This is a genomic window from Bartonella jaculi, from assembly GCF_039543045.1.
Classification (GTDB): domain Bacteria; phylum Pseudomonadota; class Alphaproteobacteria; order Rhizobiales; family Rhizobiaceae; genus Bartonella; species Bartonella jaculi.
The window spans coordinates 1-25,586 of sequence record NZ_BAABIZ010000019.1; the positions used below are offsets into that span (position 1 = coordinate 1).

29 protein-coding genes and 1 pseudogene are annotated in these 25,586 nt (G+C 34.5%); 5 read left to right on the forward strand and 25 right to left on the reverse strand.

What is annotated here, in order from left to right; all coding sequences use genetic code 11:
* The 3 genes from ABD915_RS10295 to ABD915_RS06810 form a co-directional block, all read right to left on the reverse strand.
* Positions 1–73: MerR family transcriptional regulator (locus ABD915_RS10295; protein ID WP_486303703.1), on the reverse strand; the 73-nt coding region annotated here is incomplete at its 3' end.
* A gap of 11 nt (positions 74–84) precedes the next feature.
* The gene (locus tag ABD915_RS06805; protein ID WP_345116819.1) at positions 85–1,023 is read right to left on the reverse strand and encodes a helix-turn-helix domain-containing protein; all 939 of its coding nucleotides are present in this window, start codon (positions 1,021–1,023) and stop codon (positions 85–87) included.
* 296 nt (positions 1,024–1,319) lie between these two features.
* A complete protein-coding gene (locus ABD915_RS06810) occupies positions 1,320–1,682 on the reverse strand; it encodes a hypothetical protein (RefSeq protein ID WP_345116821.1) in 363 nt (120 codons plus the stop codon).
* Positions 1,683–1,890: 208 nt separating this feature from the next.
* Here ABD915_RS06810 and ABD915_RS06815 point away from each other — a divergent pair, with 208 nt between their 5' ends.
* Complete coding sequence (locus tag ABD915_RS06815; protein ID WP_345116823.1) at positions 1,891–2,475, forward strand: hypothetical protein; 585 nt, start codon at positions 1,891–1,893, stop codon at positions 2,473–2,475.
* Between the two features lie 441 nt (positions 2,476–2,916).
* A complete protein-coding gene (locus ABD915_RS06820; protein ID WP_208441898.1) occupies positions 2,917–3,081 on the forward strand; it encodes a hypothetical protein in 165 nt (54 codons plus the stop codon).
* 88 nt (positions 3,082–3,169) lie between these two features.
* Here the strand turns inward: ABD915_RS06820 and trbL are convergent, their stop codons facing one another.
* The 21 genes from trbL to ABD915_RS06925 all read right to left on the reverse strand — a co-directional run bounded on the left by trbL (position 3,170) and on the right by ABD915_RS06925 (position 23,332).
* Entirely contained in the window at positions 3,170–4,570 is a 1,401-nt protein-coding gene (gene trbL, locus ABD915_RS06825) for a P-type conjugative transfer protein TrbL (protein ID WP_345116826.1), read from the reverse strand.
* A gap of 47 nt (positions 4,571–4,617) precedes the next feature.
* On the reverse strand, positions 4,618–5,376 hold the full coding sequence (trbJ, locus tag ABD915_RS06830; RefSeq protein WP_345116828.1) for a P-type conjugative transfer protein TrbJ: 759 nt from the start codon (positions 5,374–5,376) through the stop codon (positions 4,618–4,620).
* A complete protein-coding gene (locus tag ABD915_RS06835) occupies positions 5,351–7,855 on the reverse strand; it encodes a VirB4 family type IV secretion/conjugal transfer ATPase (RefSeq protein ID WP_345116830.1) in 2,505 nt (834 codons plus the stop codon). Before ABD915_RS06835 ends, trbJ begins: the two co-directional genes overlap by 26 nt.
* Positions 7,855–8,160: a conjugal transfer protein TrbD gene (gene trbD, locus ABD915_RS06840; protein ID WP_345116832.1), complete on the reverse strand. Its 306-nt coding sequence runs from the start codon at positions 8,158–8,160 to the stop codon at positions 7,855–7,857. Before trbD ends, ABD915_RS06835 begins: the two co-directional genes overlap by 1 nt.
* Complete coding sequence (locus ABD915_RS06845; protein ID WP_151030321.1) at positions 8,160–8,558, reverse strand: TrbC/VirB2 family protein; 399 nt, start codon at positions 8,556–8,558, stop codon at positions 8,160–8,162. The genes trbD and ABD915_RS06845 overlap by 1 nt, the downstream gene beginning before the upstream one ends.
* Before the next feature lie 11 nt (positions 8,559–8,569).
* The gene (gene trbB, locus ABD915_RS06850) at positions 8,570–9,544 is read right to left on the reverse strand and encodes a P-type conjugative transfer ATPase TrbB (RefSeq protein ID WP_151030320.1); all 975 of its coding nucleotides are present in this window, start codon (positions 9,542–9,544) and stop codon (positions 8,570–8,572) included.
* A gap of 189 nt (positions 9,545–9,733) precedes the next feature.
* Positions 9,734–10,069 (reverse strand): hypothetical protein, encoded by a 336-nt coding sequence (locus ABD915_RS06855; protein ID WP_151030319.1) that lies wholly within the window; start codon positions 10,067–10,069, stop codon positions 9,734–9,736.
* A 205-nt stretch (positions 10,070–10,274) separates the two neighbouring features.
* Positions 10,275–10,580: a hypothetical protein gene (locus ABD915_RS06860; RefSeq protein ID WP_150222441.1), complete on the reverse strand. Its 306-nt coding sequence runs from the start codon at positions 10,578–10,580 to the stop codon at positions 10,275–10,277.
* Positions 10,581–10,653: 73 nt separating this feature from the next.
* Positions 10,654–13,119: a zincin-like metallopeptidase domain-containing protein gene (locus ABD915_RS06865; protein ID WP_345116840.1), complete on the reverse strand. Its 2,466-nt coding sequence runs from the start codon at positions 13,117–13,119 to the stop codon at positions 10,654–10,656.
* Positions 13,120–13,154: 35 nt separating this feature from the next.
* A complete protein-coding gene (locus tag ABD915_RS06870) occupies positions 13,155–13,331 on the reverse strand; it encodes a conjugal transfer protein TraD (protein WP_150222437.1) in 177 nt (58 codons plus the stop codon).
* 10 nt (positions 13,332–13,341) lie between these two features.
* A complete protein-coding gene (gene traF / locus ABD915_RS06875; RefSeq protein WP_345116843.1) occupies positions 13,342–13,848 on the reverse strand; it encodes a conjugative transfer signal peptidase TraF in 507 nt (168 codons plus the stop codon).
* Positions 13,849–13,856: 8 nt separating this feature from the next.
* Positions 13,857–15,803, reverse strand: a complete 1,947-nt coding sequence (locus ABD915_RS06880) for a type IV secretory system conjugative DNA transfer family protein (protein WP_345116845.1) — start codon at positions 15,801–15,803, stop codon at positions 13,857–13,859.
* Between the two features lie 74 nt (positions 15,804–15,877).
* Positions 15,878–16,336 carry a hypothetical protein gene (locus tag ABD915_RS06885; RefSeq protein WP_244614053.1) on the reverse strand — a complete coding sequence of 153 codons (459 nt, stop codon included), beginning with the start codon at positions 16,334–16,336 and terminating at the stop codon, positions 15,878–15,880.
* Between the two features lie 91 nt (positions 16,337–16,427).
* Positions 16,428–16,733 carry a hypothetical protein gene (locus ABD915_RS06890; protein ID WP_273755764.1) on the reverse strand — a complete coding sequence of 102 codons (306 nt, stop codon included), beginning with the start codon at positions 16,731–16,733 and terminating at the stop codon, positions 16,428–16,430.
* Between the two features lie 69 nt (positions 16,734–16,802).
* On the reverse strand, positions 16,803–17,366 hold the full coding sequence (locus ABD915_RS06895) for a recombinase family protein (protein ID WP_345116850.1): 564 nt from the start codon (positions 17,364–17,366) through the stop codon (positions 16,803–16,805).
* Between the two features lie 242 nt (positions 17,367–17,608).
* The gene (locus ABD915_RS06900; protein WP_345116852.1) at positions 17,609–18,907 is read right to left on the reverse strand and encodes a TrbI/VirB10 family protein; all 1,299 of its coding nucleotides are present in this window, start codon (positions 18,905–18,907) and stop codon (positions 17,609–17,611) included.
* Positions 18,904–19,365, reverse strand: a complete 462-nt coding sequence (locus ABD915_RS06905; protein ID WP_151030313.1) for a hypothetical protein — start codon at positions 19,363–19,365, stop codon at positions 18,904–18,906. Before ABD915_RS06905 ends, ABD915_RS06900 begins: the two co-directional genes overlap by 4 nt.
* Position 19,366: 1 nt before the next feature.
* Positions 19,367–20,248, reverse strand: a complete 882-nt coding sequence (gene trbG, locus ABD915_RS06910; protein WP_151030312.1) for a P-type conjugative transfer protein TrbG — start codon at positions 20,246–20,248, stop codon at positions 19,367–19,369.
* 35 nt (positions 20,249–20,283) lie between these two features.
* Entirely contained in the window at positions 20,284–20,961 is a 678-nt protein-coding gene (locus ABD915_RS06915; RefSeq protein ID WP_151030311.1) for a VirB8/TrbF family protein, read from the reverse strand.
* 161 nt (positions 20,962–21,122) lie between these two features.
* Positions 21,123–23,006, reverse strand: a complete 1,884-nt coding sequence (gene traI / locus ABD915_RS06920) for a TraI/MobA(P) family conjugative relaxase (protein WP_151030310.1) — start codon at positions 23,004–23,006, stop codon at positions 21,123–21,125.
* The gene (locus ABD915_RS06925; RefSeq protein WP_151030309.1) at positions 23,003–23,332 is read right to left on the reverse strand and encodes a plasmid mobilization protein; all 330 of its coding nucleotides are present in this window, start codon (positions 23,330–23,332) and stop codon (positions 23,003–23,005) included. The genes traI and ABD915_RS06925 overlap by 4 nt, the downstream gene beginning before the upstream one ends.
* A gap of 235 nt (positions 23,333–23,567) precedes the next feature.
* On the opposite strand from ABD915_RS06925, the gene ABD915_RS06930 reads away from it, so the two are divergent.
* The 3 genes from ABD915_RS06930 to ABD915_RS06940 are packed head-to-tail and all read left to right on the forward strand — an operon-like array spanning position 23,568 to position 25,073.
* A complete protein-coding gene (locus ABD915_RS06930) occupies positions 23,568–23,879 on the forward strand; it encodes a TraK family protein (protein WP_345116856.1) in 312 nt (103 codons plus the stop codon).
* Positions 23,876–24,601, forward strand: coding sequence for a nucleotide-binding protein (locus ABD915_RS06935; protein WP_345116858.1), 726 nt, complete (start codon positions 23,876–23,878; stop codon positions 24,599–24,601). Before ABD915_RS06930 ends, ABD915_RS06935 begins: the two co-directional genes overlap by 4 nt.
* 1 nt (position 24,602) lies before the next feature.
* Complete coding sequence (locus ABD915_RS06940) at positions 24,603–25,073, forward strand: hypothetical protein (protein ID WP_345116860.1); 471 nt, start codon at positions 24,603–24,605, stop codon at positions 25,071–25,073.
* 88 nt (positions 25,074–25,161) lie between these two features.
* On the opposite strand, the pseudogene ABD915_RS06945 reads toward ABD915_RS06940, so the two are convergent.
* Positions 25,162–25,446 (reverse strand): annotated as a pseudogene (locus ABD915_RS06945) (hypothetical protein); the annotation flags it as partial.
* Positions 25,447–25,586 lie beyond the last annotated feature (140 nt).

Here is a 25,586-nt window from a genome sequence, read left to right on the forward strand (position 1 = left end):
CCCAACGTCGTAGAGTGCTAATAGAAACCCCCAAAGCTTGAGCGGCCTTACCTATCCCAACAAATCTATTCATAATACGTATTATTACATAGATATAAATAGATTACAAGTAAACTGTGTAAACCCATGTTTCAAAAACATAACAACATTAGGCAATGCCTCAGTTAAAAGTTCTGATTTGATTTGAAGCGATTTATTGTTTTTTGAAGATAAAGTGGATTCAGTTTTGCTTTTCTCTATTTTTTCATAAGCTATTTTGTTACAATTACAAATATATTTAGGGGTTGTATATTCTATGTGTATCTTGTCAACAAGATCTGTGTATCTTGTTTTTGATGTTTTTTGCTCGAAAAAACGTTGTAAAATCCACTCAAAAAGACGAATTGCTTTGTATAATTTTTCAAGAGAAACTTTAGCCGGTCGACCAATAATATGAATGATTTTTTGCATTCTAGAAAAAAGCAATGATATAAATGGAGTTGCTTCCATTTCTGTATAACAGGCTTTAATTTGACGCACCAATCCTCTAAAATAATGCAAAGCTTCATTCTTTTTATCATAAACTTCCAGAGCTTCGTCTGCTTTATGCTTAAGTTCATGGTATCGAGCAACAAGAATACGTAAATCAATACCGCAAGCTGTTACAATATCATCGCTATGGTTACGTATAGGATAGCGTTTAAAGTTACCAGAGTCGCGCATGACAATAAGACCACAGTCATAAAGGCGTGAAAGTAAAAAACTAACACGCGATTCACTCCGTTTAATGTCATAACTAAGTTGTCGATTGCTTTTGAAAACAATAGGAACCCCGCTTTTTTCAAATTGATCTCTTGGAGCTGTCCTTAACAAATTCAAAAGAAGTTTAGCTTCACTTTCTTTAATGAAATCAGTCTGTTCCAGTTGATTAACCAATCCAATCAATTGACCACGGCTTACAGACCCCATTTCAGCATTTTCTGCTAATTTTCTATATTCTATATGATGCGCACTTAACTTTCTTCCGGAAATTTTATTAACCATAATTGTTTTAACCTCTAAGTTAGAGGCAAAAAAAATGTAAAAAACACCCCTTTTCTGCAAAATTTCTCTTGCAGAATATACTCGGATGAATTAAACTGATGATTACTATAGAATTTAATTCACCTTATAGGTATTTTAGAAACCCTTCTGTTAACGCAGTTGGGTTTTTATTTTTTTGCCATTGTATTTCCCTCTATTTGAAACGACTCATAGCTTTGAAAAAAGCATGTCAAGGTAAAGCGTATATGAAAAAAAAAGTTTTTTCAATATAGTTAAAAATTAGGGTCCCCGTTTTGCTATTCATTGAAATCAATATTATTTTTAAAAACAATTGACTTACGATCCAATAAAAAATCTGGATTTATAAAATACCAACCTCTATGGTTTTGTTTAGCAATAATGCCCGCTTTTTCTAATTCTGATATACCACGGAAAAAGGTTGTTGGTGACAATGCTAGTTTTTTGTCTTGAGACGCAAGAAACATTTTTAGAACAGCTTTATCCAAAACTATTGTATTCATGCGAATTAATCTGTTCCGAAGTATCCAAGCCAAAACTAAAAAAACTTTTATTCCTGCTGCTTTGAGATCAAAAATGAGTTCAACATTAGTAATGATCTGCTCTTCTGAATCCTTAGTAGAAAGCACAAGATCATTCATGAAAGGACACTGATCATACCTAACGGTTTGCTTTCTTTGTTTAGTTGATATACTAACAGTCATTTGTGGTAATATAATTGCCATATTAGGATAAAAATAAATACTAGACTATCTTGTATTCGTTTGAAGGTCAAGTTTATTTTGTTTTTTGCGAAGAAAAAAATTCCAAAGTTGTAATAGATGCATAAAAATTCAATGGATAATCAAAATGGATAAAATAAACTTGCGAAAGCAAAAATTTTCACCGTGTGAAAATCCTTTTCTCAAAAAATCTGAAATTTTTGCCGATAACAAAATTGTAAAAACATCCATTACACAACAAAAATTCATCAACACTGATACAAATAGAACAGAGGTAATACCTACAATTCATGTGATAGAAAAAACAAATAAAGAAAATTTTATAGAAATCTTTGCTAATGGAATCCAAACAGTTTTTAATTTATCTCGTACAGGTCATCGTGTTTTGATAATTGTTTTAGAGGAGTGTCAATCTAATAAGACAGAAAACAAAAATAATAATAGTATTACTCTAATTTGGTTTGATGGAGGCGTTAATGGAAAAAAACACGATATGGTCGACAGAACTTTTCACAATGGTTTAAGAGAGCTCATACAAAAAGGAATTTTAAAACCAAAATTACCTAATCAATATTGGATCAATCCAATTCTATTCTTCAAAGGAAATAAAATTACTTTTATGAAAGAATATCAAATAGAACCATCCTCTACCAAATCAGATATTCCATCTAATGAACATCAAACGGATCTCGAAGATTTTACAAAAATATGACTTGTATCATTTATCGTATTTATATATTATGAGACATCTTAATTTAAGCGCGTGAGGGGAAAATGATGTCAAAACTACAAATGGGTAAAAGTGCATTGTTGCTTTTGCTTTTGTGGCTTCGTGGTCCTGTAATAGTTATACTAAGCATTCTATCAGTTACATCTTTTATAACATTCGTTGGACTTCCTATTGTAATACATTTTACATCAGTAAATCGGTCAATATCATCATTAATACACCCCATGTTTTTGTTGTTTATTGTCAGTTTTGGCTCTTTCCTTCTCATTTTTTGTTATGAGACCTTGATACGCTTTTTAAGGTAAACTGTTTACACATAAAAACAAAAGATCGCGACAATTCAATCTGTACACCAATACAATAAACCATCTCATACCTTAGGATGATGATATTAACACATATAATGTTTAAAGAGGGATAAAAATGAGAAAAACCATTTTATTATGCATCATTATGTTAGCTGTAGGATTTAGTATTACCGGTTGTGGTAAAACTGAAGAGGAAAAGCGTAGAGCCCAACAAGAAGAACAAGCTAAAAAGTTTTTTGAAACAAAATCACCAGATACAGATCGTGGACATGCATATTAAATAAACACTCTACGACAATAAAATGTAAGTTATCAATCTCAAACTAAAGAAACTATAGTTTCATTTTTTTGAATAGATAGTAGTTTCTTTAGTTCTTACCTATTGTAGTTTCTGCTCCGGAAATTGTATTTTCCATCACATTACTTGCTCTAGCTTCATCAGATTGAGATTTATTATCACTAGAAAATTGAATATCATTATATTCTGGTGATGTAGGTGGAGCATTAAGACTAAGATTTGCCGCATCTTCCATTCCTGGAATACAAAAAGCAGCCATATGTCCAGCACCTTTTAAAGTCATATCAGCCACATCTCTCATTTTTAGAGAAGGTGACTTAGATTGATCTGGAGAAACCGATTTAGCTTGAGGTTGACTAGTACTAGTGGAACGGTTTTCCCCTCCAGCTACACGTGGATTTCCCCCAGATTGAGATTTACTACCACTATCTTTAAAAGAGTTTCCAGTCATTTTAGAAGCGTTTACATTACTTCCTGGTCCCATCATAGAACCGCCGCCCATTCCACCAGCACCAGTTGCTCCACCAGCAGCAGATGCTCCACCAGCAGCAGCTGGTGCTGCTGCCCCACCAGTTGCTGCTATAGCAGCTATGCTCGCAGCTGCTCCTACAGCAGCACCAGCCATTGCTCCAATAGTTGCACCACTTCCACCACTTGAACCAGAAATTAAACCAGCAATAATTTCCGGAATAGTCTTTGTTAAATACGCACATAACAAAGAAAGTCCTAGTAATGTCCAGTTTGACGCAGAAGAATAAACATATGCGTTTCTCCATGATATCATGGAATCAGCAATTACTGTTACTAAGAGTGTAATTACAAATAGTTTTGCACCAACAGAGACAGCATAACGAAATGTTGTTATGCTTATTTCTCGCGTCCATTGAGAAGCTCCAAAACCCATAAATATTACAGATGCATTGATTACAATATATGATTCAATAAGAGTAACAGCTAATAAAATAGCAATATAACCAAAACATAAAAAAACTATAACCGACTGAATAGCAATCAACACAGCAGTTATAGGATTCCAAGTGCTAACATTTGCCATAGCCTCCATGATCTTAGCAGATTCATCCATAACATCTCCAGGGAAAAGTCCTCTGCTTCTTCCACTTGCATGAGCTGCTGCTGTACGGAAACTCTCAACAATAGCTGTCCCCCATTCTTGAGAATATTCTAAAAGAGCAGCAAAAAAACCTATAACAAGAATGAACTTAACCAACTCACCAACAAAATCAGCAATATCAGATTGCTTAAACAAAAGAGGAATAAAGCTAAAAAGAAATTGGAGACTAGCTAATAACCAAAAAAGGCGAAAACCATAATAATGTAATCTTGAATACCAACTATGAGATTGGTTTTGTATCAAATCCAATATACCATTAAATGATTTAGTTTGATCTAAAGAATCTGCAAAAGAAACATCTGTAAAGAAAACACAATCCAATACCAGTAAAAATAACATTAACAAAATGAGTTTTTTATTTTTTAGCACTTGGTAATTTTTCATTTCTAAAATTCATGTCCCCTATCCGTAGAAGGTATTTTTGTTTCAAAAAACTTTTCAACATCTGCTTCGTTTTTTGCTCTACGCTCTACTTCATTGGCCGTGTAATTTGCTTGCAAAGTAATATTATTGGCCATCAATTCACGGAGCATTTGCATCTGCTTAACTTGTTGGGTAGCAATTTCATTTCCAGCTTGAATAGCTTGCATACGACCCTTTGCATTTGCTGAACGATTGATGAGCCTTCGCATCAATTTATTCTCATCATCAAAACTACTCGTGTTAATTCCAGCTGCCTGAATAGCGATACGCGCATTAGAAAAACCGGTTTCTGCCCATCTTCTATAATCTTCTGTCGGATTTATTTTTCCAACATTTTTTAAATAGTTTTCATAACCAGGATACAGTTTTTTAAATTTGCTATTCAAATCCTTCATATTATAGGCAAGGCTTTTGCCATCTTCATAAGCTTTATTCAATAATTCCAAACTATTCCACATTCCTTCAATATCTAAAGGATCAAGTTTTATACCTTGCTGTACCATATCCTTATACTGTTGAATCTGTGTTTGGAGCTGCTTTGCAGTATTAAATGCTGTATTAGCTGCTTCCGCATACTCCATCATTTGAGTAAAAATAGTAGCACAATTAGTGCAAGTAACTGGCAAAAGAGCTTTTGCTGGAACAATCAAAACAACAAAGTTTGTTATAAAAAGTATGGTTATTACAGAAATAAATTTAAGTTTTTTCAAGATATTTTTCATAATTAACTCCCCTCATTTCAAGCCATTTAAAAGGCCAGTTTTTTGCATCTTCATTGATAAGTTTTTTAACTTCAGCGAGATCTTCTTTACTAGAAATTGCTACAAAAGAAAGAGCTACATCACCTAATCCTAACTCAAAAAGACGGCGGCCAAGAATAGATTTATAATAATATTGCCTTTTCTTTTTTGCTGTTTTGATAATTTGAATTTCTTTATCATTCAAACCAATCATTCTATATAGATCAACTGCTCCAGGAGCTCCCTCAGCACCCTTTGTTTCTGCTTCTTCATTAGGAAGTAATATCTTAGTAGGACATTGTTCCAACAAAACATCAAGAATACCCGAACGAACTGCATCAGATAGACTTTGTGTTGCCATGATTACAAGGCAATTCTTTTTCCTTAATTCTTTTAACCATTCACGAATTTTCTCACGAAAAACAGGATGTCCAAGCATAATCCATGCTTCGTCAAGTGAAAGAATAGAGGGTTGTCCTTTCAAGCTTCTTTCAAAACGTCTAAACAGATATAACAAAACAGGTAAACCATTTTTATCACCTAACTTCATGAGTTCATCAATTTCATAGACAATAAAATCATTATGATCTTCAAACTGTTCTTGACCATCTAACAAATGTCCCATAGCACCAGAAATCGTATAATGTGCGAGTGCATCACGAATTTCTTGGTTCTGAATCGTCGTAACAAAATTACTGAGTGAACGCATACTCTTAGGGGTTTTACTCATCTGCTTCATTGCACGATGAATTTCCATTTTTTGCTGAGGAGACGGCGCTTGCCCCGTCTGCAATTCATAGCAAACAGCAATCCATTCTTGCGCCCAAAGATTATCGGCTTCTGTATCAATGTCTGCAAGAGGCATAAGAGCACCGACAGCACTATCACTATCACCAATATCATAATGACGTCCATCTACAGCATAACACAATGCATATAATGAACGACCTTTATCAAAAGCAGTAATATTAGCAGGTAAATGCTTACCATCTTTATCTGTTGCCCTTGACCAATATCTACGCGCTTGCGCTAATAGAAACGCTAAAAGTGTTGATTTTCCAGCTCCAGTTGGGCCAAATACAAGTGTGTGGCCAACATCATCAACATGTAAGTTAACCCGAAAGGGCGTTGCACCTGTTGTTACTACTTGAGATAAAGCAGGAGAATTATCAGGATAGAGAGGACAAGGATTAATTTGTAAACCTGGCCATACACTTGAAAGAGGTAACATATCAGCAAGGTTTTGAGTATTAATCAATGGACGTCTAATATTTGGATAAGTTTGGCCAGCAATTGTCCCTAACCACGCTTCCATTGTATTGACTGTTTCAATACGAGCAGCAAAACCTTTATGTTCAATTTCGCGTTTAATTAACCTAGCATTTTCTGCTAAAACCTCACGGTCTTCATGCATTAAAACAATTGTTGGTGAATAATAACCGTAAGCAACAATCCCCGAACGAGCTTCGTTCATTGCTGTTTCAGCTTGTTGTGCCATCAACAAAGCATCAGTATTAATAGTTCCTTTATTGGTTTTAAAAACCTGCGAAAAGAACCCCCTCACTTTTTGTTGCCATTTTAATCTATATTTATTTAATGCAGCAACAGCTTCATGCTGGTCCATAAATATAAAACGACTTGACCATCTATAATGTAAAGGAAAACCATCAAGAATGTCTAATATTCCAGGATAACTAGCTGTTGGAAAACCGTCAATTGAAATACAGGAAATAAATTTATCCCCAAGTCGTGGAATATCTCCAGGCCACAAATCAGTATAACCAAGCCATGAATCTAAATACATGGGACAATCTGGTATTCGAAGAGCAATCGCTTCACCATTAATCGCATAATGTAAATAATTAACAAGTTGGTCACTGTCGTAGACCTCATCACCATTCTTAATAGTGATTGTTTTCATCCTCTGCATTTTAAGAAGATCACCAATCCCAATATAAAAATCATCTATTTTCTTTTTAAATTCATCAAGTAAACGTTCAGCGGGTGTGGTTGACTCAACTGTATCGTCTTCATATACAATTTCCCCTAACTTTGATGATTTTCGAGTAGGTGGTAGATATTGCATTAACAAAGCATATTCCGTCTCATAATGCACTTCACTTTGCTTAAAATAAAACCGTCTTTCTGCATCAATCAATGCTGTAATAGGGTCAGGAAAATGAGATAATTCTGGATCTGAATAACTTGGTGACTCTATGCGTATGGCATCTACCCATATCGCCCATCCCGAATGAAAACGAGAAAGATATGTATTAACTAACCCGGTTATATAATTTCGTTCTGTATCCGTTGCCGACATGGGATCATCCCCACGAATGAAAAAACCAGCCAACAAAGAACCGTCTTTTCCCAAGATAATGCCGTCATCAATTAAAGCCGCAAAATTTAAAAGATCAGGAAGCCCCGCAATAGTAGAGCGAAAAGGTTTTAATTTCAGCATCAATACGTCCTTGTTGATTTAGCAACACGAAAGGGACGTGAAAAGGGAGCGTAATAATTACGATATTTTAATTGACGAATGTAAATTCGAGATAAAATGGGATCAAATTTTGCCATTCTCCGTAGAACATAAAGAGAAACAAACCAGATACAAAGCCCAATTGTTGCTGCTATAATGTTCATCGCTGAAACAAGAAGAATACCAGTTAAAAGCATTGATAGCAGCATAAGCTCTCGCTCTCCACCCATAATTTGTTGAGGTCTATGAAGAGAGCGAAACAATTGTGTATACCGTTTTCCTCCCATTAAACTCCTCCAACCAAAACATTAGAAGGTACAACAGCTCCAGAAAAAAGAGCACCTGTGAGAAGACTGTTTGCAAAAACAATAACACTAATAACCAAAACAAGATAAATAATACGCTTTGTAAATTCGCTAATTTCACCACCAAAAATTAATGCAGCTCCACCAGCTACAAGCCCCAATAAAGAAACCCCAAAAGCAACAGGACCAGCAATTGATTTTCTCAACTTTTCCATAGGAGCTTCCCATGGAAGAGATGCACCACCACCCGATGTTGCATCAGAAGCATATGCAATATCTCCCAAAATAAGATAGAGAAAAAATACCGCCCCTATAATAAGAAAAAACAATACGATATGATTATATAAATTATTTCTTGTTTGCGTTGAAGATAATTGCATATTTTGCTCCTTTAATGAATGAGATTTGTTATATACCTGTTGATTGCGTGGTCGTATCCACAAACTTCAATAATTTCTTTGACTTTGCGACCTAAGGAGGTCTTTTCAATACTCAGGACAACATCAATTGTTTCCGCTATCAGTGATTGCATAGGAGCAATAGTTGCTTCTGATATTAACTGTTGGATTCTTGTTAATCCTGCTGTTGCATCATTGGCGTGAACGGTTGCTATTCCACCTGGGTGTCCAGTATTCCAGCTTTTTAACAAAGCTAAAGCTGCGCCATCTCTTACTTCGCCAACAATAATGCGATCTGGTGCCATACGCATAGTCACCTTTAACAACCGCGTCATATCAATATATTCAACAGCTCGAAATGTCACAGTATTAGGTGCAGCACATTGAAGTTCAGCTGTATCTTCAATAATTACAAAGCGTTCCTCTGGACATGTATCTGTCATTTCTTTTAAGATTGCATTCGTTAAGGTGGTTTTTCCTGTCCCTGTTCCACCAACAACAAGAATATTTTTGTGATTTTTCACAGCTTCACTTAAAAGTGACTTTTGATGTGGAGTGATGATATTTTTTGCAACATAATCATCCAAAGTAAAAATTTTTGTTGCTTTTTTCCGAATTGTAAATGTTGGAGCGGAAACGATAGGTGGAATAACCGCTTCGAAGCGGCTTCCATTCATTGGTAATTCGCATTCAAGAATAGGATTTTCTTTGGTAATTTGAGTTCCAAGAGCTGTAGCTACTGTTCCCATAACAGCTTCTGCCCTATGTGCATCCATCACACCGACAGCTTTTTTAGGTTCTCCTAAATGTTCAACCCATAAGGTGCCATCGGGATTTAACATAATTTCTATGATTGTAGGATCATCTAGGTAATCCCATACCTGCTGTCCAAATTCAAAACGCATCTTCTCAATAAGACGCCTATTTTGCTCTGAACTTCGCCCGCCTTTAAATGCTGTGACAGCCATTCTCCCATCCCCGCTCTTCAGAATATACCCCCATTCACTCTAAATAATGAGAAGAATGTAAAACTTAAAGCTTAAAGCTTCTTTTCAATAATGTCCGTATATTAATTTAAAGATTGAATTTGAACAACAAAAATATCTACCGTAGTATAAAATATCCACATTCCTGTTACTTAAATTCTACATTTTTTATTAAAGAGAATGACCTTTATCACGCGAAAGATCTATACCTATAGCTTTAGCTTGCATTTTTTCATAAAGTTTACGCATCACCTTCATATTATCTCTTCGCACATCAATGATTGATTTTTCAACTGATGTTAAACGAGCTTTGTCGAGATTTCCTAGTCGTGTATAGTGAGATGCCATTGCTTGTCGTGCTTCATCATAAGGCAAACCACCTTTCCGATTTTTAGATAAACTATAAGCCTCATTTATCACCTTGTATTGTATAGGATCACTAACGAGCACCACATGCTTCTTAACAACATCCATTTCCGTTAATGCTGTTTTTAGGCTACTAATCATAGCTTTACTATTGGCATATCTTAGCAAATCATCCTTTATAAAATCATTCTCCGTATCAAGAAGCGATGATAAATCACCATTTTTTCCAACATTACGAACATGATCATATAGATTGTTTCTTACATCACGTAATTTTTGAGATACTAATGTTTTTTCAAGTTTTTGTACGTATACATTTTGCTGTAAGAAAAGCGATTGTACTGTATCAGAAATGATGACCTCCTATCACAACACCTTTGTCTAGCCAGTCTGGACCGTATTCTTCATCAGCATTCTTTGTAGAAAACCCCATATCACGAATAAATTGCGGTCCACGTTGATGTCTAAGAAGTAGAAGTGCATGTGCTGGATATTCAGCCATTGCTAACCACTCCCATGTTGTTTTACTATCATTTGCTTTAGAAGCTGCTTCCGCCTCAACCATATAAATACAGTCTTGATCTAAACCACCTACCCGCAATTCTTCACGTTCAGCATCAGTCATATAACTTTTTGGTAATTTCTTTTCCATAGAAAACTCCTTATTTTAGTGTATGTTGATATACTAATTTAAAGGCTGAATTTGAGCAATAAAATATATGCTATTATATCTCGTTTTCTTGGTTTTTTCTTTCTCTATATGAAGCTGTATTGGGATTTTGAGAAAGTTTTTGTTCCCTATCCTGTAAGATATGAGACCTTACACGAGAAATCATAGCTTTATCGCTTAAATTAATATTACGACCATTGAGGGTAGCTGCTCTTTGACGAAGTTGATTAGCGGCGTCGCGCTCTTCATAAACATATTGATCATCAAGTGCTGTTGTTGGGTCATCAATAGCAAATTGGTCTTGCATATTAGCAAGCGTTTGGAGTCTCTCAGACATCACTCTTGCTTCTATTTCAGCAATTTTCATTTTAGATGTAAAATCGTTTCTGGCTTTATCACTACCATGTATTCTTTTGTAATCGTCCCAATCAGAAAAGTCTTTTTCTTCTTTTTTAAATTCCGGATAAACTACCCCTCCTCCAACATCTGCTGCCGCATTATAAGCCGCCGTAATTCCAACATTAGTACCTTTTTTTCCATTAGAAAGTAATTTTTCCTGTGTAGCATGATCATTATCTGCAACAAACAAAATTACTCGATCTGGATATTTATCACGCATTACTCTACCTACACTTTTTAAATTTCCAGAATCAAAAGCCGCTATAACTGGCATATGAGTAATTTGTGCTACAGCAGAAGCCGTTGCATATCCTTCTGCAATAAGGATAGGGTTTTCTAAATCATTATTAAGAGCGGTTATTCCACCTATTGTTTCTGCACCGACAATCGTAAAACACTCATGTTTTTTCCCATCTTTCATAAAAGACTTGAAGGTAGGATTAACCATCTGAAGCGTACTTAAATTATTATCTTTATCCCATAGTGGAATAATTAAATCTCCTGCCAAAAATGTGCGTATATTAGGATTGCTTTTCTTTATTATTTTTGCTTCCTCAACAGATTTTGCAACTCTCACACCTTGCTTTTTAATGTCCTCTGGAAAATCGTCTGGAACCTCTCTTAAATCACTTGTCTGATTTATACCTTTAAGCTTACAATATTCATTATCTTGAGTTGCTATTTTACTGGCTTTCCATATTTGAGAAGCTAACATTGCTGTGTTATTTTGTTTTTCAACAATCTCTTTTTGTAAAATTTCTTGCCGCTCTTTAACTTCTGCGGCCAATCTTTTTTTTTCTTCTAAAGATAAAGAAGAAATAACTTTTTCTGGTTTCCAGTAAATTTTTTCCCCACGACGAAAATTTTGAATATAGCCTCCTCCTGGCGAAGGATAACCAATATAAGCTCCACTTTTTTGATGTTTTTTGTCATTTTCAACAGAAACACGATGCAATTTTCCATCCATAAGTGGATTTTCAACAATTAAACCAGCAGAATGAAGCGCCTCCTTAAATTGTTGTTCCACGGATAAAACTGTATTTAATTTTGAATTATCATGAGAAAAACGATCCAAACCTTTTTCAACTAAATTTGTACCAGCAGGAACATACCAAGATTTTGCATCTTTATCCCACTTAGCCCCTAATTTTTTTGCTTCTTCTTTTTGGGAATAAGGAACATCTAAAAAAATCTTTTCTGTGTTATCTGCTTTATGATCATAATCAACAGATACAGATGGCTCTTTCTCAACATCAATAACTTTAATAGTTTCTAACCCCATTATAAAATTTTTGATTTTCTCTGCTTCAAAAGCGGCTCTAAAAATTTCTTTTGGATTATTTTGCATAACTTCAATCCATGAAGAAACATATGAAACATTATTTACCGGATCGTAACCTATACTCAATTCTTCCCCAATCAGGAAAGAAGCAATAGTTGTTTTAAGCTTTTCTTTAGCATATCCTAAAGAACCTGTAGGATAAGTCATATCACGATTAAGTCTTGAAGTATGTCCAGTCCAATGTCCAAGTTCATGTAATGCTGTGGCATAAAAAGAGTCTTTTGAATCAAATTGTTTTGTTTCTGGTAAAAAAAGAGTATCAATATCACCACCACGATAAAAAGCGTGCTTTCTATCACCACTATCAATTTTTGCACCTGATGCAGCTAAAAGTGCTTCTGCTCGTGCATATCTTATTTCCTCTGATAAAATAGGACGGGGTTCCAATTGAGGTAATCCATCAATTTGTTCAGCATTAAACACTTTTGCTAAGAAAATACGAGGTTCAGAAAGCTTTTTTAACGTCTCGTATTTTTTCCCATCTTCATCATAAAAATAAGTCTTCTCATCTTGTTTCCAATAAATAATATTTGTACTTTTCATACCTTTTTTAATTCTACAACCCATTTCATTCGCTTGCTGATATGTAAGCCAACGTGGATCAGTATATTTTTGGCTTGCAAGCCAAAGGCTATTAATACCGCTATATTTTTTACCTGTTTGTGGATTATAAGGAGACCTCGCACATCCAGGAGGCAACGCTTGTTGCCATGGTGCTATTCCTTGTTGAAGTTGTGTGATGAAATAATCTGTTACGGTTTTAGCATATTCAAAGCTCATCTCTCCCCCTATTATACGTTATTAGAATTTTTAATTTAAGAAAAATCTGTAGCACACGAATCCCAAGCGTCTTCTTCTGAAAGTGCTGTTTCTGAAAAAACCCCATAACTTTCTGCTTCTTCTAAACTCAATGGAATTTGTACCCCGGGTATAAAAGCATCATTTACAGCTGAAGAAAGTATAGGAACTACTTTTACTCTTGTTTTTTTCATTATTAAAATCTCAATTCTGGAAAGTTAAAATGGGTTTTGCAGAACCCATTATATTCGTAATAGGAACAGCCCCAAAATAGCGGCTATCAAAACTTACAGGATCAAAACTTGAAATAAACCAAGCATATCCTTCTGCAACGTGATATTCTCCATTAGGCACACCAGCTACACCTCCATTTCTTTGGCTATTTTTTAATAAATGACCATTAATACTAATACCTCTTTCAGTTACTTGAACCACATCACCAGAAACAGCTACCAATGGTTTCAAAAAAGGTATAGCCCCACTAGAACAAGCTCCTGATTGAAGATACCCTTTCTCAACAAACACTTTGACGATAGGTACATCTGGAGGACAAACCTCCATAAATTTTCCCGTTCGCATTTCCTTTTGAAAGTAATTTACTTTCCAAATCCCTATAGGAGCGGAATGCGAATAATTAATTCTAAATCCTTGAGAGAGAGCAAACAAAATCAAACAACCAATAGCAAGAGAACATAAAGTAATTATGGACATAACTCGTTTCATGAGAGAACAAAGCCTTCTTGATCTTTTTTGATTTCATTTCTTTGATGCAAGCGATCAGTAACAGGAGGAGATATTTTTGACCTTTCGGAAAAAATAGGATCTAAAAAATAAAGGATCTGTGTACCTCTAATGACACTGTTTCCAGCTACAAAAATAAGCATTTCACCAGGTTCAACAATATTTCCTGCATTATCTTTTTTTGCACCAGGCAAACGCATAATCTCATCGGGTGTCATTAATGGCCGCTTTGTTTCTTCATAAGAGGTTGAAACCTGTTCAAGTGCCATACCAAAGCGTTTTCCAGAAGTAGAAATCTTTTCGCGTACAACCGTTGTCTCCCCCGCCATTTTACTCATCCATTCAGCTGTTTCGACTTTATTAGGAGCATAAGCAATACGAATATGACAATTCGAAATAATGCTTTCATTCGTTGTATAAGCCTTGTACAATTGCTGTACATCTTGAGTAATAATGTAAGCTTTAAGCCCATATCCAGCAATATAGGCAAGAGCCTTTTCAAAAATATCTAATTTTCCTAAAGTTGGAAATTCATCAAGCATTAAAAGCAAACGGTGTTTATGATTTGTTTTTGATCTCCCATCATCAAATTCCATGCGATCTGAAAGAGAAAGCACCATTTGTGTCAACAATAAACGCGCTAAAGGTCTCATCCTATCCAAATTGCGTGGCGTTGTAATAAAATACAGTGAAACCGGTGTTTCTGTATCCATCAAATCGCTAATATAAAAATCACAATATTTTGTATTCTCACCAACAATGGGATCTCTATAAAGAGATAAAGCATTATTTGCCGTTGAAATGATAGAACCTAATTCACGTGCTGGTGTTCCAGCCATACGGCGGCCAACACCATTTATAACAAGTTTTGCTTCTCTATCTGCATCTTTAAAAGAAGGATTATTACTTTTTATATCAAGGTTTTCCATTTCATGAAATAAACTAGAAAGCGCTTTTGGATCTCCATCATCATCAAAATCATCATTATCTTCAGTAACAGCAGCAAAATCTCCTACTCCCGTTAGCATGTGTGCACAATCTTGCAAACAAGGTATACGTCCAGTTTTTTCTGCCTTGTAAAGAGCATGAAGAATGAGACCATTCAAAAGTTCAAAAGCAGCGGATCTAAAATGATCACCTGCAATTCCCTTTCCATCGTCGTCTATAACCATTAAGGCTATATTTTGTGCATCCGCTACTTGATAACGTGTCCTGAAACGAATTTCCCCTAACGGATTCCATGAACACCCAACATTGGGCTCGGCTGGATCAAACCTTAAAATCTTATTCCCTGCACATTGTTTTCGCCATCCTGCTGTCATAGCATAATTTTCACCTTTTGTATCAAGGACAAAAAGACTATGTGGCCAACTTAAAAGAGTAGGAACAACTAAACCAACACCTTTACCAGAACGCGTGGGTGCTAAAGCCGCTATATGTTCTGGTCCATCATGGCGTAAATAATGCAACATTCCTGTTTTTGGATCAGCAAAAGCTCCACAATATACGCCCTTACCCTTTTGCTTATGTGGAATAAGCCCCATTTCTTGAATTTCATTAAAAGTTGCAAAATGAGCAGTTCCATGAAGATCATCTGTACTTTTATTGCTTCTCGAAGAAAGACCAGCCCAAAGAGTAAAGCCAATCAAACCAATCAAGAAACCAACACAAAAAATAACAAATATTATATTACATTGAGTAGGAGCATTCTCATAAAATTTAAAAATCCAAAAGAGCCAAGAAAAAGGTGAATACACGCCTTTAAAATTGGAACCAAGAGCAACACTATAATGAAAAATACGCGCTAAATATTGTGTACAAAATTGATTAAGAACAATAAAATATAAAATGAAGAAAAAGATAAATATCAATCGAGATTTTCTTTTAGGTATATGCGTAGATTGATTTCCCAATTTTCCCCCCATTTAATTTCAGCATTTGCTATACATCTATACACAATACAAAAAAACAAATATATAAAAATCTTACGCTTGTTTTCTTAAAGAGAATGACCTTTATCGCGTGAAAGATCTATACCAATAGCTTTAGCTTGCATTTTTTCGTAGATTTTGCGCATTACCTTCATATTATCTCTTCGTATATCAAGGATAGACTTCTCAATATCTGTTAAACGCCCTTTATCGAGATTTCCCAACCGTGTATAATGTGATGCCATTGCTCGTCGAGCTCCATCATAAGGCAATCCATTTTTACGAAGCTTTGGTAGATTATGTCCCCTATTAATTATGTCATATTGCTTAGGATCAGAAACAATCATTACATGATCTTTAATAACATCTATTTCCGCTAAAGCTGTTCTAAGACTCCCTGCCATAGACTTACTATTGGTATATCTAAACAAATCATTTTTTACAATTTTTTGTTCTGTACTAATAAGTAATGATAAGTTATTACTACGTCCAACATCACAAACATGATCATACAATTCATTCCACACACTACATAGCTTCTTAGACGCTAATGTTTGAGCTCGACTTTCTATATAGTTATTTTCACGGAAAAAAATCTTTTCTATCTTGTCATCTTCTTTAGAAATAATCGCCTCCTATCATAACACCTTTGTCTAACCAATCTGGACCATATTTCTCATCAGCTTTTTTTGTAGAAAATCCCATATCACGAATAAATTGTGCTCCACGTTCAGATCTAAGAAACAAAAGTGTATGTGCTGGAGGCTCAGTCATTGCCAACCATTCCCATGCTGCGTTGCCATCACCGGCATAATCTGCCGCTTCTGACTCGGCTGTATAAATACCATCTTGATCTAAACCGCCTGCTCGTAATTCCTCGCGTTCAGCATCAGTCATATAACTTTTGGGTAATTTCTTTTCCATAGAAAACTCCTTTTGGTAATACTTATTCATATTTAATTTAATAGTTGAATCTGGTCAATTAAAGTTCCTCTAATTCTTTAAAGAGAGCTGTCTTTTAAGCCTAAAATAAGTAGAACGAGAAACATCTGTTTTTTCCTTGATTATTTTGAATGAAACTCCTTGTTTAATCAGTGATTTCATCAATTCTGTTTTTGGATGAGGTTTTCGTCCAAATTTCACAATACCTGCTTTCATAGCAGCATTTCGTCCTTCATTGGTACGCTCCAAAATACGTGCCCGTTCAGCTTCTGCTACAGCAGCTAAAATTTGAATGACCATTTTTCCCATCGCTCCTTCGGTACTAAGACCATTTTCCAGAAAACGAATAAACACACCCTTCTTATAACAACTATCAACGATAGAGATCATATCAGCAGTATTACGGCCAAGCCGGTCCATTTTTGTACAGAGAATAGTATCATCTCTTTCTGCACGCCAAAGAAGACGCTGTAAACCTTCACGTTTATCTGTAGAACCTGTTCTTATATCCGTAAAAATACGGTCCTCTCTCACTCCAGCCTTTTTAAGTTCAGTAATTTGAAGTGCTAACTTCTGTTGATTAGTTGATACTCTCGCATAACCTAAAAGTGCCATTCAGAATCTCATAAATCATTTTTGATACAAAATTGGTACCATAATATAAATATACGATTTATGATACATATTTTTTCGATATTTTAGAGTATCTCAAATATTATAAGTTTTGAGACATACAAGCTTGCTATTTGTCCTTTAGAACAAATTTCTACGACAAAAAAGCTATTGCCTATCAAAAGATAAAAAACTCTTTTTTATACAGACAGCTGATACATCAACAATAAAAATTAATAACAAAATTAAGGAAGAGCAGCCATTGGGTGACCTTGCCAAGCAGGTAAAATAATATCTTTTGTTACCATGACATTGAAATTATAACCAGGACGAATAATAATTGTTGGCTGAATATCTAAATTTTTACGTGTCATTTCAATCCCAACTTCGCCCCATTGTCTACCAAGCTCTGCCGCTAACGTTTCTTTTGCTGTTGCCATTTTACTATCATCATTACCTTTATTATGTGTTTTTTGAGATAATTGTGAAGCTCCTGAAATGATAGAAAGCAGAAAAGCATTCCCAAAAATTTTTAAATAATGATTATTGACCTTATCCTTAAATCCAGCATAACCAGACTGATCTGTCCCCGGCATATTCCCAAGAGATAAAGAAGAACCATCTGGATAAATAACTCTTGACCAAGCAATAAGTGCTCTTTTTTGACCAGTAGATACACGACTATCATATGTTCCAATTAGCCTCGACCCCAAAGGAATTAAAACATTTTGGCCAGTAGCGGAATCATAAACACTTTCTCTTACTTGAGCTATGATTTGTCCAGGTAAATCACTGTTAATACCACTTATCATAATACTAGGAATAATGGTTCCAGCCTTAATTTCAAGGCTTGCCTTGATAGCTTCTTGACGCGTGTTTTTTAAGTAAACTTCCGCTTCTGGAGATTGAGATAAAAAAGCAATTTTTTGTGTTTGCATATTAAGATCATGCCCCCCATCACCATTGTATAAAGATGAGTTAGCGGATAATCCAGATCGACCAAATAAATTTTCAAGGGTCGCTTTTTGCGGATATGTATCTTGAATTGGAGATTGATTTTTTACCTTTGAATTGATTGTAAAAGAAACCGTAGGATCAGAATCTAGAGCAGCCTCCATTTTAGCTAAACGCCTCTCCAAAACACGTGTTAATAATCTCTTTTGTGCTTCATCTTCTTCATCTACTGTTTTATCGAGTTGTTTTTGTTCTGGATTTGTATCTGCTTTTGCTAACTGTTTAGTTTCAATTGGTTTAATTGGCTCTAATGGTAACTCTGGTCTTGCTGCTTGAACATAATCATCACCCTCCGGACGAATTGGCAAAGGTGTTTCATCTACAAATAGTTTTTTTTTGTCTTCTACGGCAACATTATTAGATTGCTGTCGCAACATAAAAGTATATGTAATACCAACCAGAGCAAACACAATGATACCTATAGCACCTATCAAAGGTATATTGTTTAACCGCCGCACACCACGTCCTTTGGTTTTTGTAGAAAAAAAATCCGGAGATTCAGAAGGACTAATTTTTTGATTGTTTTTCACCCTTTTCCCCCATCATCTACACGAGCAATAAAAGGAGCAGCCGGTACAATATTTCCAGTTTTTAAACGAACATAATAACGCGTTATTTCAGTTAAATCATATTGTGCCACCAATACTATACCTTGATCCAAGGGCATCACTTTGTAGGTTAGATTTATACCCTGGTTTTTATGTTTTTCTGGTTGATCTGTATAAATTACACCATAGCCATTCTTTTGTAGAAGATTGACCAATAAAGATGTAAACTTGTCCTCTGTATCATTTGTTTTCACAATAAATGTTGTAGTTGCAGGAGGAAAAGGATCTCTAAGATAGCGAACAAAATCACTAGTAATTAAACTTGCATCATTCTCTGTAATATTTTGATCAACATAATTGACCAACAAAGATGAACGGTGACCTATAGACGTGCAACCAGCCGTCAAAACAAGAAGCAACAACAATAGATATTTTAACATTTTAACGCCCCCTAATAATTGTTACTCTCTGCTGAGAACTTCCTACGCCAGAAATCAGAGCCACTTTGTTAATAACTGCATCAACAACATATCGATTTCCTATCATGCGATAGTTTATTAATCTTTCGCTAGGTTTTTTTAAGAAACCCCCATCATCACCAATAGCAATTAAAGCTGGTGCTGTTCCCCTAACTCCATCACTAGGTAATTCAATGTAAGTTTTAAACCCGTCTGTATAAACCCGTCTTGGATACCATTTAATTCTTCGATCACTAATCGTAATACGAAAGTTAAAATCAAGAGCAGCTAAATTTTGACCTGTTGGTAAGGTAGTCCGGCTTTTATCTGTAGCCGCTTTATATGCAGCCCAATCTTGATCTGTATCATCTGGATAAACAAAAGAAAGAAGAGGAATTGAAGAACTTTGCGTACTAGCAAGTTTGATCATATAAGTACGGCGATCCGTCGTAATAAAGAGATTTGTTGTTAAGCCAGCATCTATAGGCTTTACCACAACATAAGTTGTTGATGCTGTGCCACTCCCACTTACGGTAGGACTAATCTTCCATCTTACAGTATCACCAGCATGAAGAGAATTTATAGTCTCACCTACTTGCAACTGAATTGTGCAAACCTCTAATGGTGTACACACCAATGTAGGCAAAGTAGCCCCATAAAGATATTTAATACTGCCGTCACCAGAATATATAGGCCTTTTTGGATTATTCTTCCATTGATTTGCCAATTTAATTCCCCATGCTTCCTTATCAGTAAGCATTACTCTTTGAGGAGAAACAAAATTAATGTCGTGTGATACATCTGTCGCCAGAGCTTTTGATGTTGCAAAAATAACTGTACTTATAAAAATAATTTTTTTTAACATAAAATTCCCGCTTTACGCATTTACTATGATTGATTTTAAAGTCTTGGCGTCCATGCAAATTGTTTAACATATAACCCAATAGGATTTACCATTATTTGCTTTTCAGTTTTTGGTATTGCTAAAATAACTGTAGCGGTAGCTTGCCAAAGTTTAGTATCAATAATAGCACCTGACCGTGCTCTTTTCTTTTCAGTCCATTCAATTTGCCAAGTATCATCGGAAACAGGAACAATTGCATTAACTTGAACTTCCACTGTCTCCATTGCAGCACGTGAATAAGGATCATTTTGTTTATGATATTCAACAAGCATGGCATATGCTGGTGATTGAGGTAAGGTCATTGAATATGTCTGGTTTATGAGATCTTCTTCTGCTCTCATATCAACATAAACAGTACGTGCCCCAATAATCCAATTACGTAACGCCGCCCGAATATGGGTCGCATTTGGTTTAGTAGCAACATTTGCCTTTGATAAATGCGTTACCTCACCGACCGAATTGGTTTGCACTATATAAGGAATAATAGTTTCTTCATTTGATTTCCAAATGAATGCTCCTACTGACATTGCAGTAATAATAATCATTCCAAAGGTTGCTAAGCGCCAATTATTAGCGGACTTAATATAGTCCCCATACCTTTCCATCCATTCTCTACGCGCTATAATATATGGATTAGAGGGTTTGTCCTTTATAGAATCTTTGCTTTTCTTCACAGTCCCCCCTTAGATTATAAAACTAAACAGCTCTCTTTAAAGATAAATTAACTTTCTTATGAAACTTTTTTTTTTCAATGTGAAGAAAACAATTTTGACTTATCCATAAAATAATTGTCCAAAATCAAAAAAAATATAATTTTAGACTAAAAAAGCACACCTTAAGTCTCTCTTTCTTTATCTGAAATATTTTTAACACTATTTTTTGTAATCTTGACTTTTGTGCCTTTTTTCCAATACCCAGCTTGAATAAAACCTCTCTTTGTAGTTTCCTTGACAAAAATTCTCTGATTTTCTTCAAAAAGAAGGAAATTCTTTTCTCTAATTTTTCTACGTCCCACATAATTAAATACGGATTCTTCACCGTTCCATACAACATGAGGTAGATTTCCTGTATATTTATTTCGCTCTTCTATCCACTCTTGAAGTGAATTATCAATGTTATCTCTGTTGTGTTGCTTCACTTCATTCTTTAAAGTGTTTAAAATAGGATCATCAAAGTTAACATTCATATTGTGAATACCGGCCAATTGAGCAACTTCTTTTTTAAATTCTTCTGTACCATTTAATACAAGCGGCTGATCTTTAAATTTTTCAATAGCAAGACTTAAAGCAAGATAAGCAGATCCCGTAGTAAATTTTTGTGCATGAATTTTTTCACCAGTATCAATAATAGTTCCACCATCAATGCTTTTATACAAAATATTTCCATTCTTCAAAAAAGAAGGTTTTAAATTTCTTTGTAAAAGTATACCTGTTTTTCTGGCTGTTTTAGCAGTTAACAAATTATCAGACAAAACAGCGCGACGTTCATTCATTGAATGCAAAACATCAATAGCATCTTTATCACCAATATTTGCTTGTTGATGTAACCAATCAAACCAATTTGGAAATCTAGTTTCTGCTAATTTTCTCTTAGCTATCGCTTGCTTTTTTCTTAATTCTTGTTGGCGTAATGATTTTTGTAATTTTAACGTATTTCGCAGTCCAGCTCGTGAGCTTTTAGGCATAAATCTTAATAAATAACTTTGTTGTTTGTACCAAATAAACAATTGATTATAAAAAATAGCTTTTTGCGTCCGTAATATTTGATATTCCCTTCGTCTTTCTAAATTGCTTGCATTTTTTTGTTCTTCATATCGAGAGTACAAACGTGTCTTAGTCTTACTATTTTTTCCATGTAAAGTTGGTACATATTGCTTTTGTATAATTGGTTTAAAATCTTCATAAGGACCAAGTTTCTTTTCAAGAGCTCGTAAAGATAATGTTCTATTACAACTGCTAGCTTTAACCCATAGATCAATATCAGGAGCTCCTATGACTAATCCACTCCCCCGTTTTTTTATAACGAGACCATGATCGGCAAAACTTTTGTGCAATGCTAACCAATTTGTATAATTAAGTTCCTTAGCTATCTTTCCAACATAAGTTGAAAGAGATTCAACTCCAGTCCTATATTCAAAATCTTTTATCTTTGGATATTGTATATTTTCAATGTCACATTCAAATCCATGTGGTGTCTTGATTAAATTATATTCTTGTTCAATTTTTTGACAGGTTTTCATAAGTGTACGTTTGTCAAAAAAAGGTTCGTAATTACGAAAACTGTCAGGATTAATTTTATTGATCGCAATATGAATGTGTAGATTATCTGTATCTTTATGGATAGCTGAGATACGTTGATGATTTTCGTAACCTAATGCAGAACAAAATTTATCTTCAATTTCATAAAGTGTGTGTTTCTCTGGAATTTCTCCATCTGGAAAAGATAAAACTAAATGATATGTCTTATCAGACTTTGATTTTTTATTTTGCTCTTGAGTTTTTAAAATGAATTCTGTTGCCATAACTGGATCATCTGTATGACAATTTGTAACTCTTACGGATGCTACTTTTTTGCTATTTTGTATATTATCATCAAGTATGTAATCAGACGTGAGTTTCCAGTCTCTTGGTAAAGTACCACCATCTAAATCCATGATGTAGCGAGCTAGTCTCGCCATATTTGATGTTGTTTTTTTTCTTTCAACACGTTTAGCAATCATAAAGTAGATACTTTTTCAAAGATTTGTTTTTGAAGTTCACGAAATGAAATCATCATTTGATTTATATCACTTGGTACTCCACCTTTTCCGTTATTTGTAACCAACCATAATTTTAATAAACCCGCCACTCTTCCTAAATCTCCTTGCAACTTAGTAAGATCTTTAACTACATCATAATCTATATGAGTTTTTACGGGTTCAAGCTGTCCAACAGTACGCAAATAAGTGGAAATAGATAAACCTGTTTGTCTTGCATTTTCTTCTATGGTTTCTTTTTCCTCAAAAGTACACCAAACACTCAGTCTAAATTTTCTTGGCCGTGTCATTTTTACCTTCCTAAATTGCGGTAGCAATCAAACCTCGTAGAGCAAGATATGTTGAGCATTTATGCGAATAAGTTGAGTAATGTTAGTTGCGTAGCGCTACATTACACATCTTGCCATTTTCAAAAAATAAAATATTATCAATTTTCTACAAAAAATTTCTTTAATTGACAATAATATCAAAGTTTTGTAAAAATTTGATAAGTTTTGTAAAAATTTTTAAATATTTGGTAAGTTAATGAAACAAAAAACAAAATGGGGGAAAATGCGAATAGTCTTTCTAGCCAACAAAGATTTAATTTTAAAATCTATTGAAGAGGGGTATTCCTTAAAAGAAATTTTAAGAAGAAATCCAAATTTAAATATTTCATATGACGCCTTGGCATCATATGTGCGAAAATACTTTAAAAAGAATGTTGAGATAACTCCACCAGCTTTATCAGTAAAAACTCAATCCAAAGAGCCTACTTCTGCTAAGCCTATTACAACACAACAAAAATCACGTACGTTTATACACGATACAAACAAAAAATTAGAGGATATGATATGACAAACATTCACATGACCTTACAAGGTAAAGGAGGAGTAGGAAAATCCTTTGTAGCTAGTCTTGTGATGCAATATTTACTAGAAAATAAAATAGACGTGAAAGGTATAGACACTGATCCTGTTAATCAAACCTTTGCTAACTATAAAAATTTTAATGTAAAGCATTTAAAACTTCTCGAGCAAAGTATAATTATTCCACGTAATTTTGATATTCTTATGGAAGAATTACTTAATTCTAATTGCCAATATGTTATTGATAATGGAGCCACAACATTTTTACCCCTAGCCTATTATTTAAAAGAAAATGAAGCTTTTGATCTGTTGGCCACGGCTAAAAAGAATGTAATTATTCATACAATTATCACTGGTGGACAAGCGCTAGCCGATACACTGTCTGGATTATTTTCTATATGTACCCAAATTCCACAAACGGCAAATATCGTCGTTTGGAAGAATGAATTCTTTGGACCTATTATAGCTAATGGAAAAAACTTCGAAGAAATGAAAATATTTGAAGAAACTAAAGAAAGAATTTCAGCTATTGTTACAATTCCACAACAAACATCTAGCACTTTTGGTGAAGATATCAAAACTATGCTTGATAAAAATTTAACCTTTAACGAAATTACAAATTCAAACGAATTTAGTATTATGGCTAAAAGCCGATTAGCACGCGTCAAAAGCATGTTATTTAACCAAATAGATAATATTCCAGGAATATAAAATGTCCGTTGATATTGATGCCATTCGGCAAAAAATAACTAAAGAATTTAATCAACTTATTCCACCAAATGATCCAATTCTCATGACTGTTTTTCTATCTGATATAATGTTGGATTCAGCTTTAAAAACACTTCACGAAAATCAAAATCAAATGATCAATTACATTTTAACTGCGCGTAATGCTATGGTAGAGGAGGAAAAAAAAACAGCTGGAAAATTAATAACTGAAGCGGCCAGATATATAAACAAAGAAATCAGCGAAGAAATCAATAAAAACTTGAATTCTATTTCCGAACAAATGAGATTATATGAAATCTCATTATCTAAAATATCTACTGTAAAATCGAATATAGATGAAAACACAGAAAGATTTTTAAAAAAAATCAAAAATTATAGCATATTAATAGGTGCTAGTTTATTAGCAAATGTTCTCTGTCTTTTTGCTCTTATAATTCATTATTATATAAATTAATATTTTAAAAATTCTTCTTCAGTATTTACTTCTCGCAATGAAGCCGCATTTTTATGATGCGACTTTTTTCTCTTTACAAATTAGGCGCCCCCACGCGAGCATTCCCATAAACCTTGCCATAAATTTTAGAAGCACCACTAACAGCAGCATGATCATAAACCTCGGCATTGCTATGAATACGTGCGCTACCGGATAATTTTGCATTCCCATAAACTTTTGCACGATGATAAACCCAAGCTTGATAGGAAATATGAGCATTATCATAAACATGCGCATTCATATAAACGCGAGCATATCCACATACATGAGCATTTCCATAAACATGACCACAAACAGTGGCATTATCACAAATAATTGCATTTTCATAAACGCGGCCATCACTATAAACCGTTCTATCAAACTTACGTAAATATTCTCATTTCTGATTACATCTACTGTTGATTTCCTGCTTCTTCGAGGCTGGTTTCACCAAAGTCACAAGACATTGGCCAGAGCCTTCCTCTCCACAGGCTG

Excerpts from the sequence above, each read along its gene's own strand:
- ABD915_RS06865 (WP_345116840.1), bottom strand. The coding sequence starts at position 13,119 with ATGAGCTTTGAATATGCTAAAACCGTAACAGATTATTTCATCACACAA.
- ABD915_RS06935 (WP_345116858.1), top strand. The coding sequence starts at position 23,876 with ATGACAAACATTCACATGACCTTACAAGGTAAAGGAGGAGTAGGAAAA.
- ABD915_RS06805 (WP_345116819.1), bottom strand. The coding sequence starts at position 1,023 with ATGGTTAATAAAATTTCCGGAAGAAAGTTAAGTGCGCATCATATAGAA.
- trbJ (WP_345116828.1), bottom strand. The coding sequence starts at position 5,376 with ATGAAAAATATCTTGAAAAAACTTAAATTTATTTCTGTAATAACCATA.
- ABD915_RS06810 (WP_345116821.1), bottom strand. The coding sequence starts at position 1,682 with ATGAATGATCTTGTGCTTTCTACTAAGGATTCAGAAGAGCAGATCATT.
- ABD915_RS06925 (WP_151030309.1), bottom strand. The coding sequence starts at position 23,332 with ATGACACGGCCAAGAAAATTTAGACTGAGTGTTTGGTGTACTTTTGAG.
- traI (WP_151030310.1), bottom strand. The coding sequence starts at position 23,006 with ATGATTGCTAAACGTGTTGAAAGAAAAAAAACAACATCAAATATGGCG.
- trbD (WP_345116832.1), bottom strand. The coding sequence starts at position 8,160 with ATGGGAGGAAAACGGTATACACAATTGTTTCGCTCTCTTCATAGACCT.
- ABD915_RS06880 (WP_345116845.1), bottom strand. The coding sequence starts at position 15,803 with ATGGGGGGAAAATTGGGAAATCAATCTACGCATATACCTAAAAGAAAA.
- ABD915_RS06815 (WP_345116823.1), top strand. The coding sequence starts at position 1,891 with ATGGATAAAATAAACTTGCGAAAGCAAAAATTTTCACCGTGTGAAAAT.
- trbB (WP_151030320.1), bottom strand. The coding sequence starts at position 9,544 with ATGGCTGTCACAGCATTTAAAGGCGGGCGAAGTTCAGAGCAAAATAGG.
- ABD915_RS06905 (WP_151030313.1), bottom strand. The coding sequence starts at position 19,365 with ATGTTAAAATATCTATTGTTGTTGCTTCTTGTTTTGACGGCTGGTTGC.
- ABD915_RS06820 (WP_208441898.1), top strand. The coding sequence starts at position 2,917 with ATGAGAAAAACCATTTTATTATGCATCATTATGTTAGCTGTAGGATTT.
- traF (WP_345116843.1), bottom strand. The coding sequence starts at position 13,848 with ATGTCCATAATTACTTTATGTTCTCTTGCTATTGGTTGTTTGATTTTG.
- trbL (WP_345116826.1), bottom strand. The coding sequence starts at position 4,570 with ATGTTATTTTTACTGGTATTGGATTGTGTTTTCTTTACAGATGTTTCT.
- ABD915_RS06845 (WP_151030321.1), bottom strand. The coding sequence starts at position 8,558 with ATGCAATTATCTTCAACGCAAACAAGAAATAATTTATATAATCATATC.
- ABD915_RS06940 (WP_345116860.1), top strand. The coding sequence starts at position 24,603 with ATGTCCGTTGATATTGATGCCATTCGGCAAAAAATAACTAAAGAATTT.
- ABD915_RS06870 (WP_150222437.1), bottom strand. The coding sequence starts at position 13,331 with ATGAAAAAAACAAGAGTAAAAGTAGTTCCTATACTTTCTTCAGCTGTA.
- ABD915_RS06890 (WP_273755764.1), bottom strand. The coding sequence starts at position 16,733 with ATGGAAAAGAAATTACCCAAAAGTTATATGACTGATGCTGAACGCGAG.
- ABD915_RS06895 (WP_345116850.1), bottom strand. The coding sequence starts at position 17,366 with ATGGCACTTTTAGGTTATGCGAGAGTATCAACTAATCAACAGAAGTTA.
- ABD915_RS06930 (WP_345116856.1), top strand. The coding sequence starts at position 23,568 with ATGAAACAAAAAACAAAATGGGGGAAAATGCGAATAGTCTTTCTAGCC.
- ABD915_RS06855 (WP_151030319.1), bottom strand. The coding sequence starts at position 10,069 with ATGATTAGTAGCCTAAAAACAGCATTAACGGAAATGGATGTTGTTAAG.
- ABD915_RS06835 (WP_345116830.1), bottom strand. The coding sequence starts at position 7,855 with ATGCTGAAATTAAAACCTTTTCGCTCTACTATTGCGGGGCTTCCTGAT.
- trbG (WP_151030312.1), bottom strand. The coding sequence starts at position 20,248 with ATGTTAAAAAAAATTATTTTTATAAGTACAGTTATTTTTGCAACATCA.
- ABD915_RS06860 (WP_150222441.1), bottom strand. The coding sequence starts at position 10,580 with ATGGAAAAGAAATTACCAAAAAGTTATATGACTGATGCTGAACGTGAA.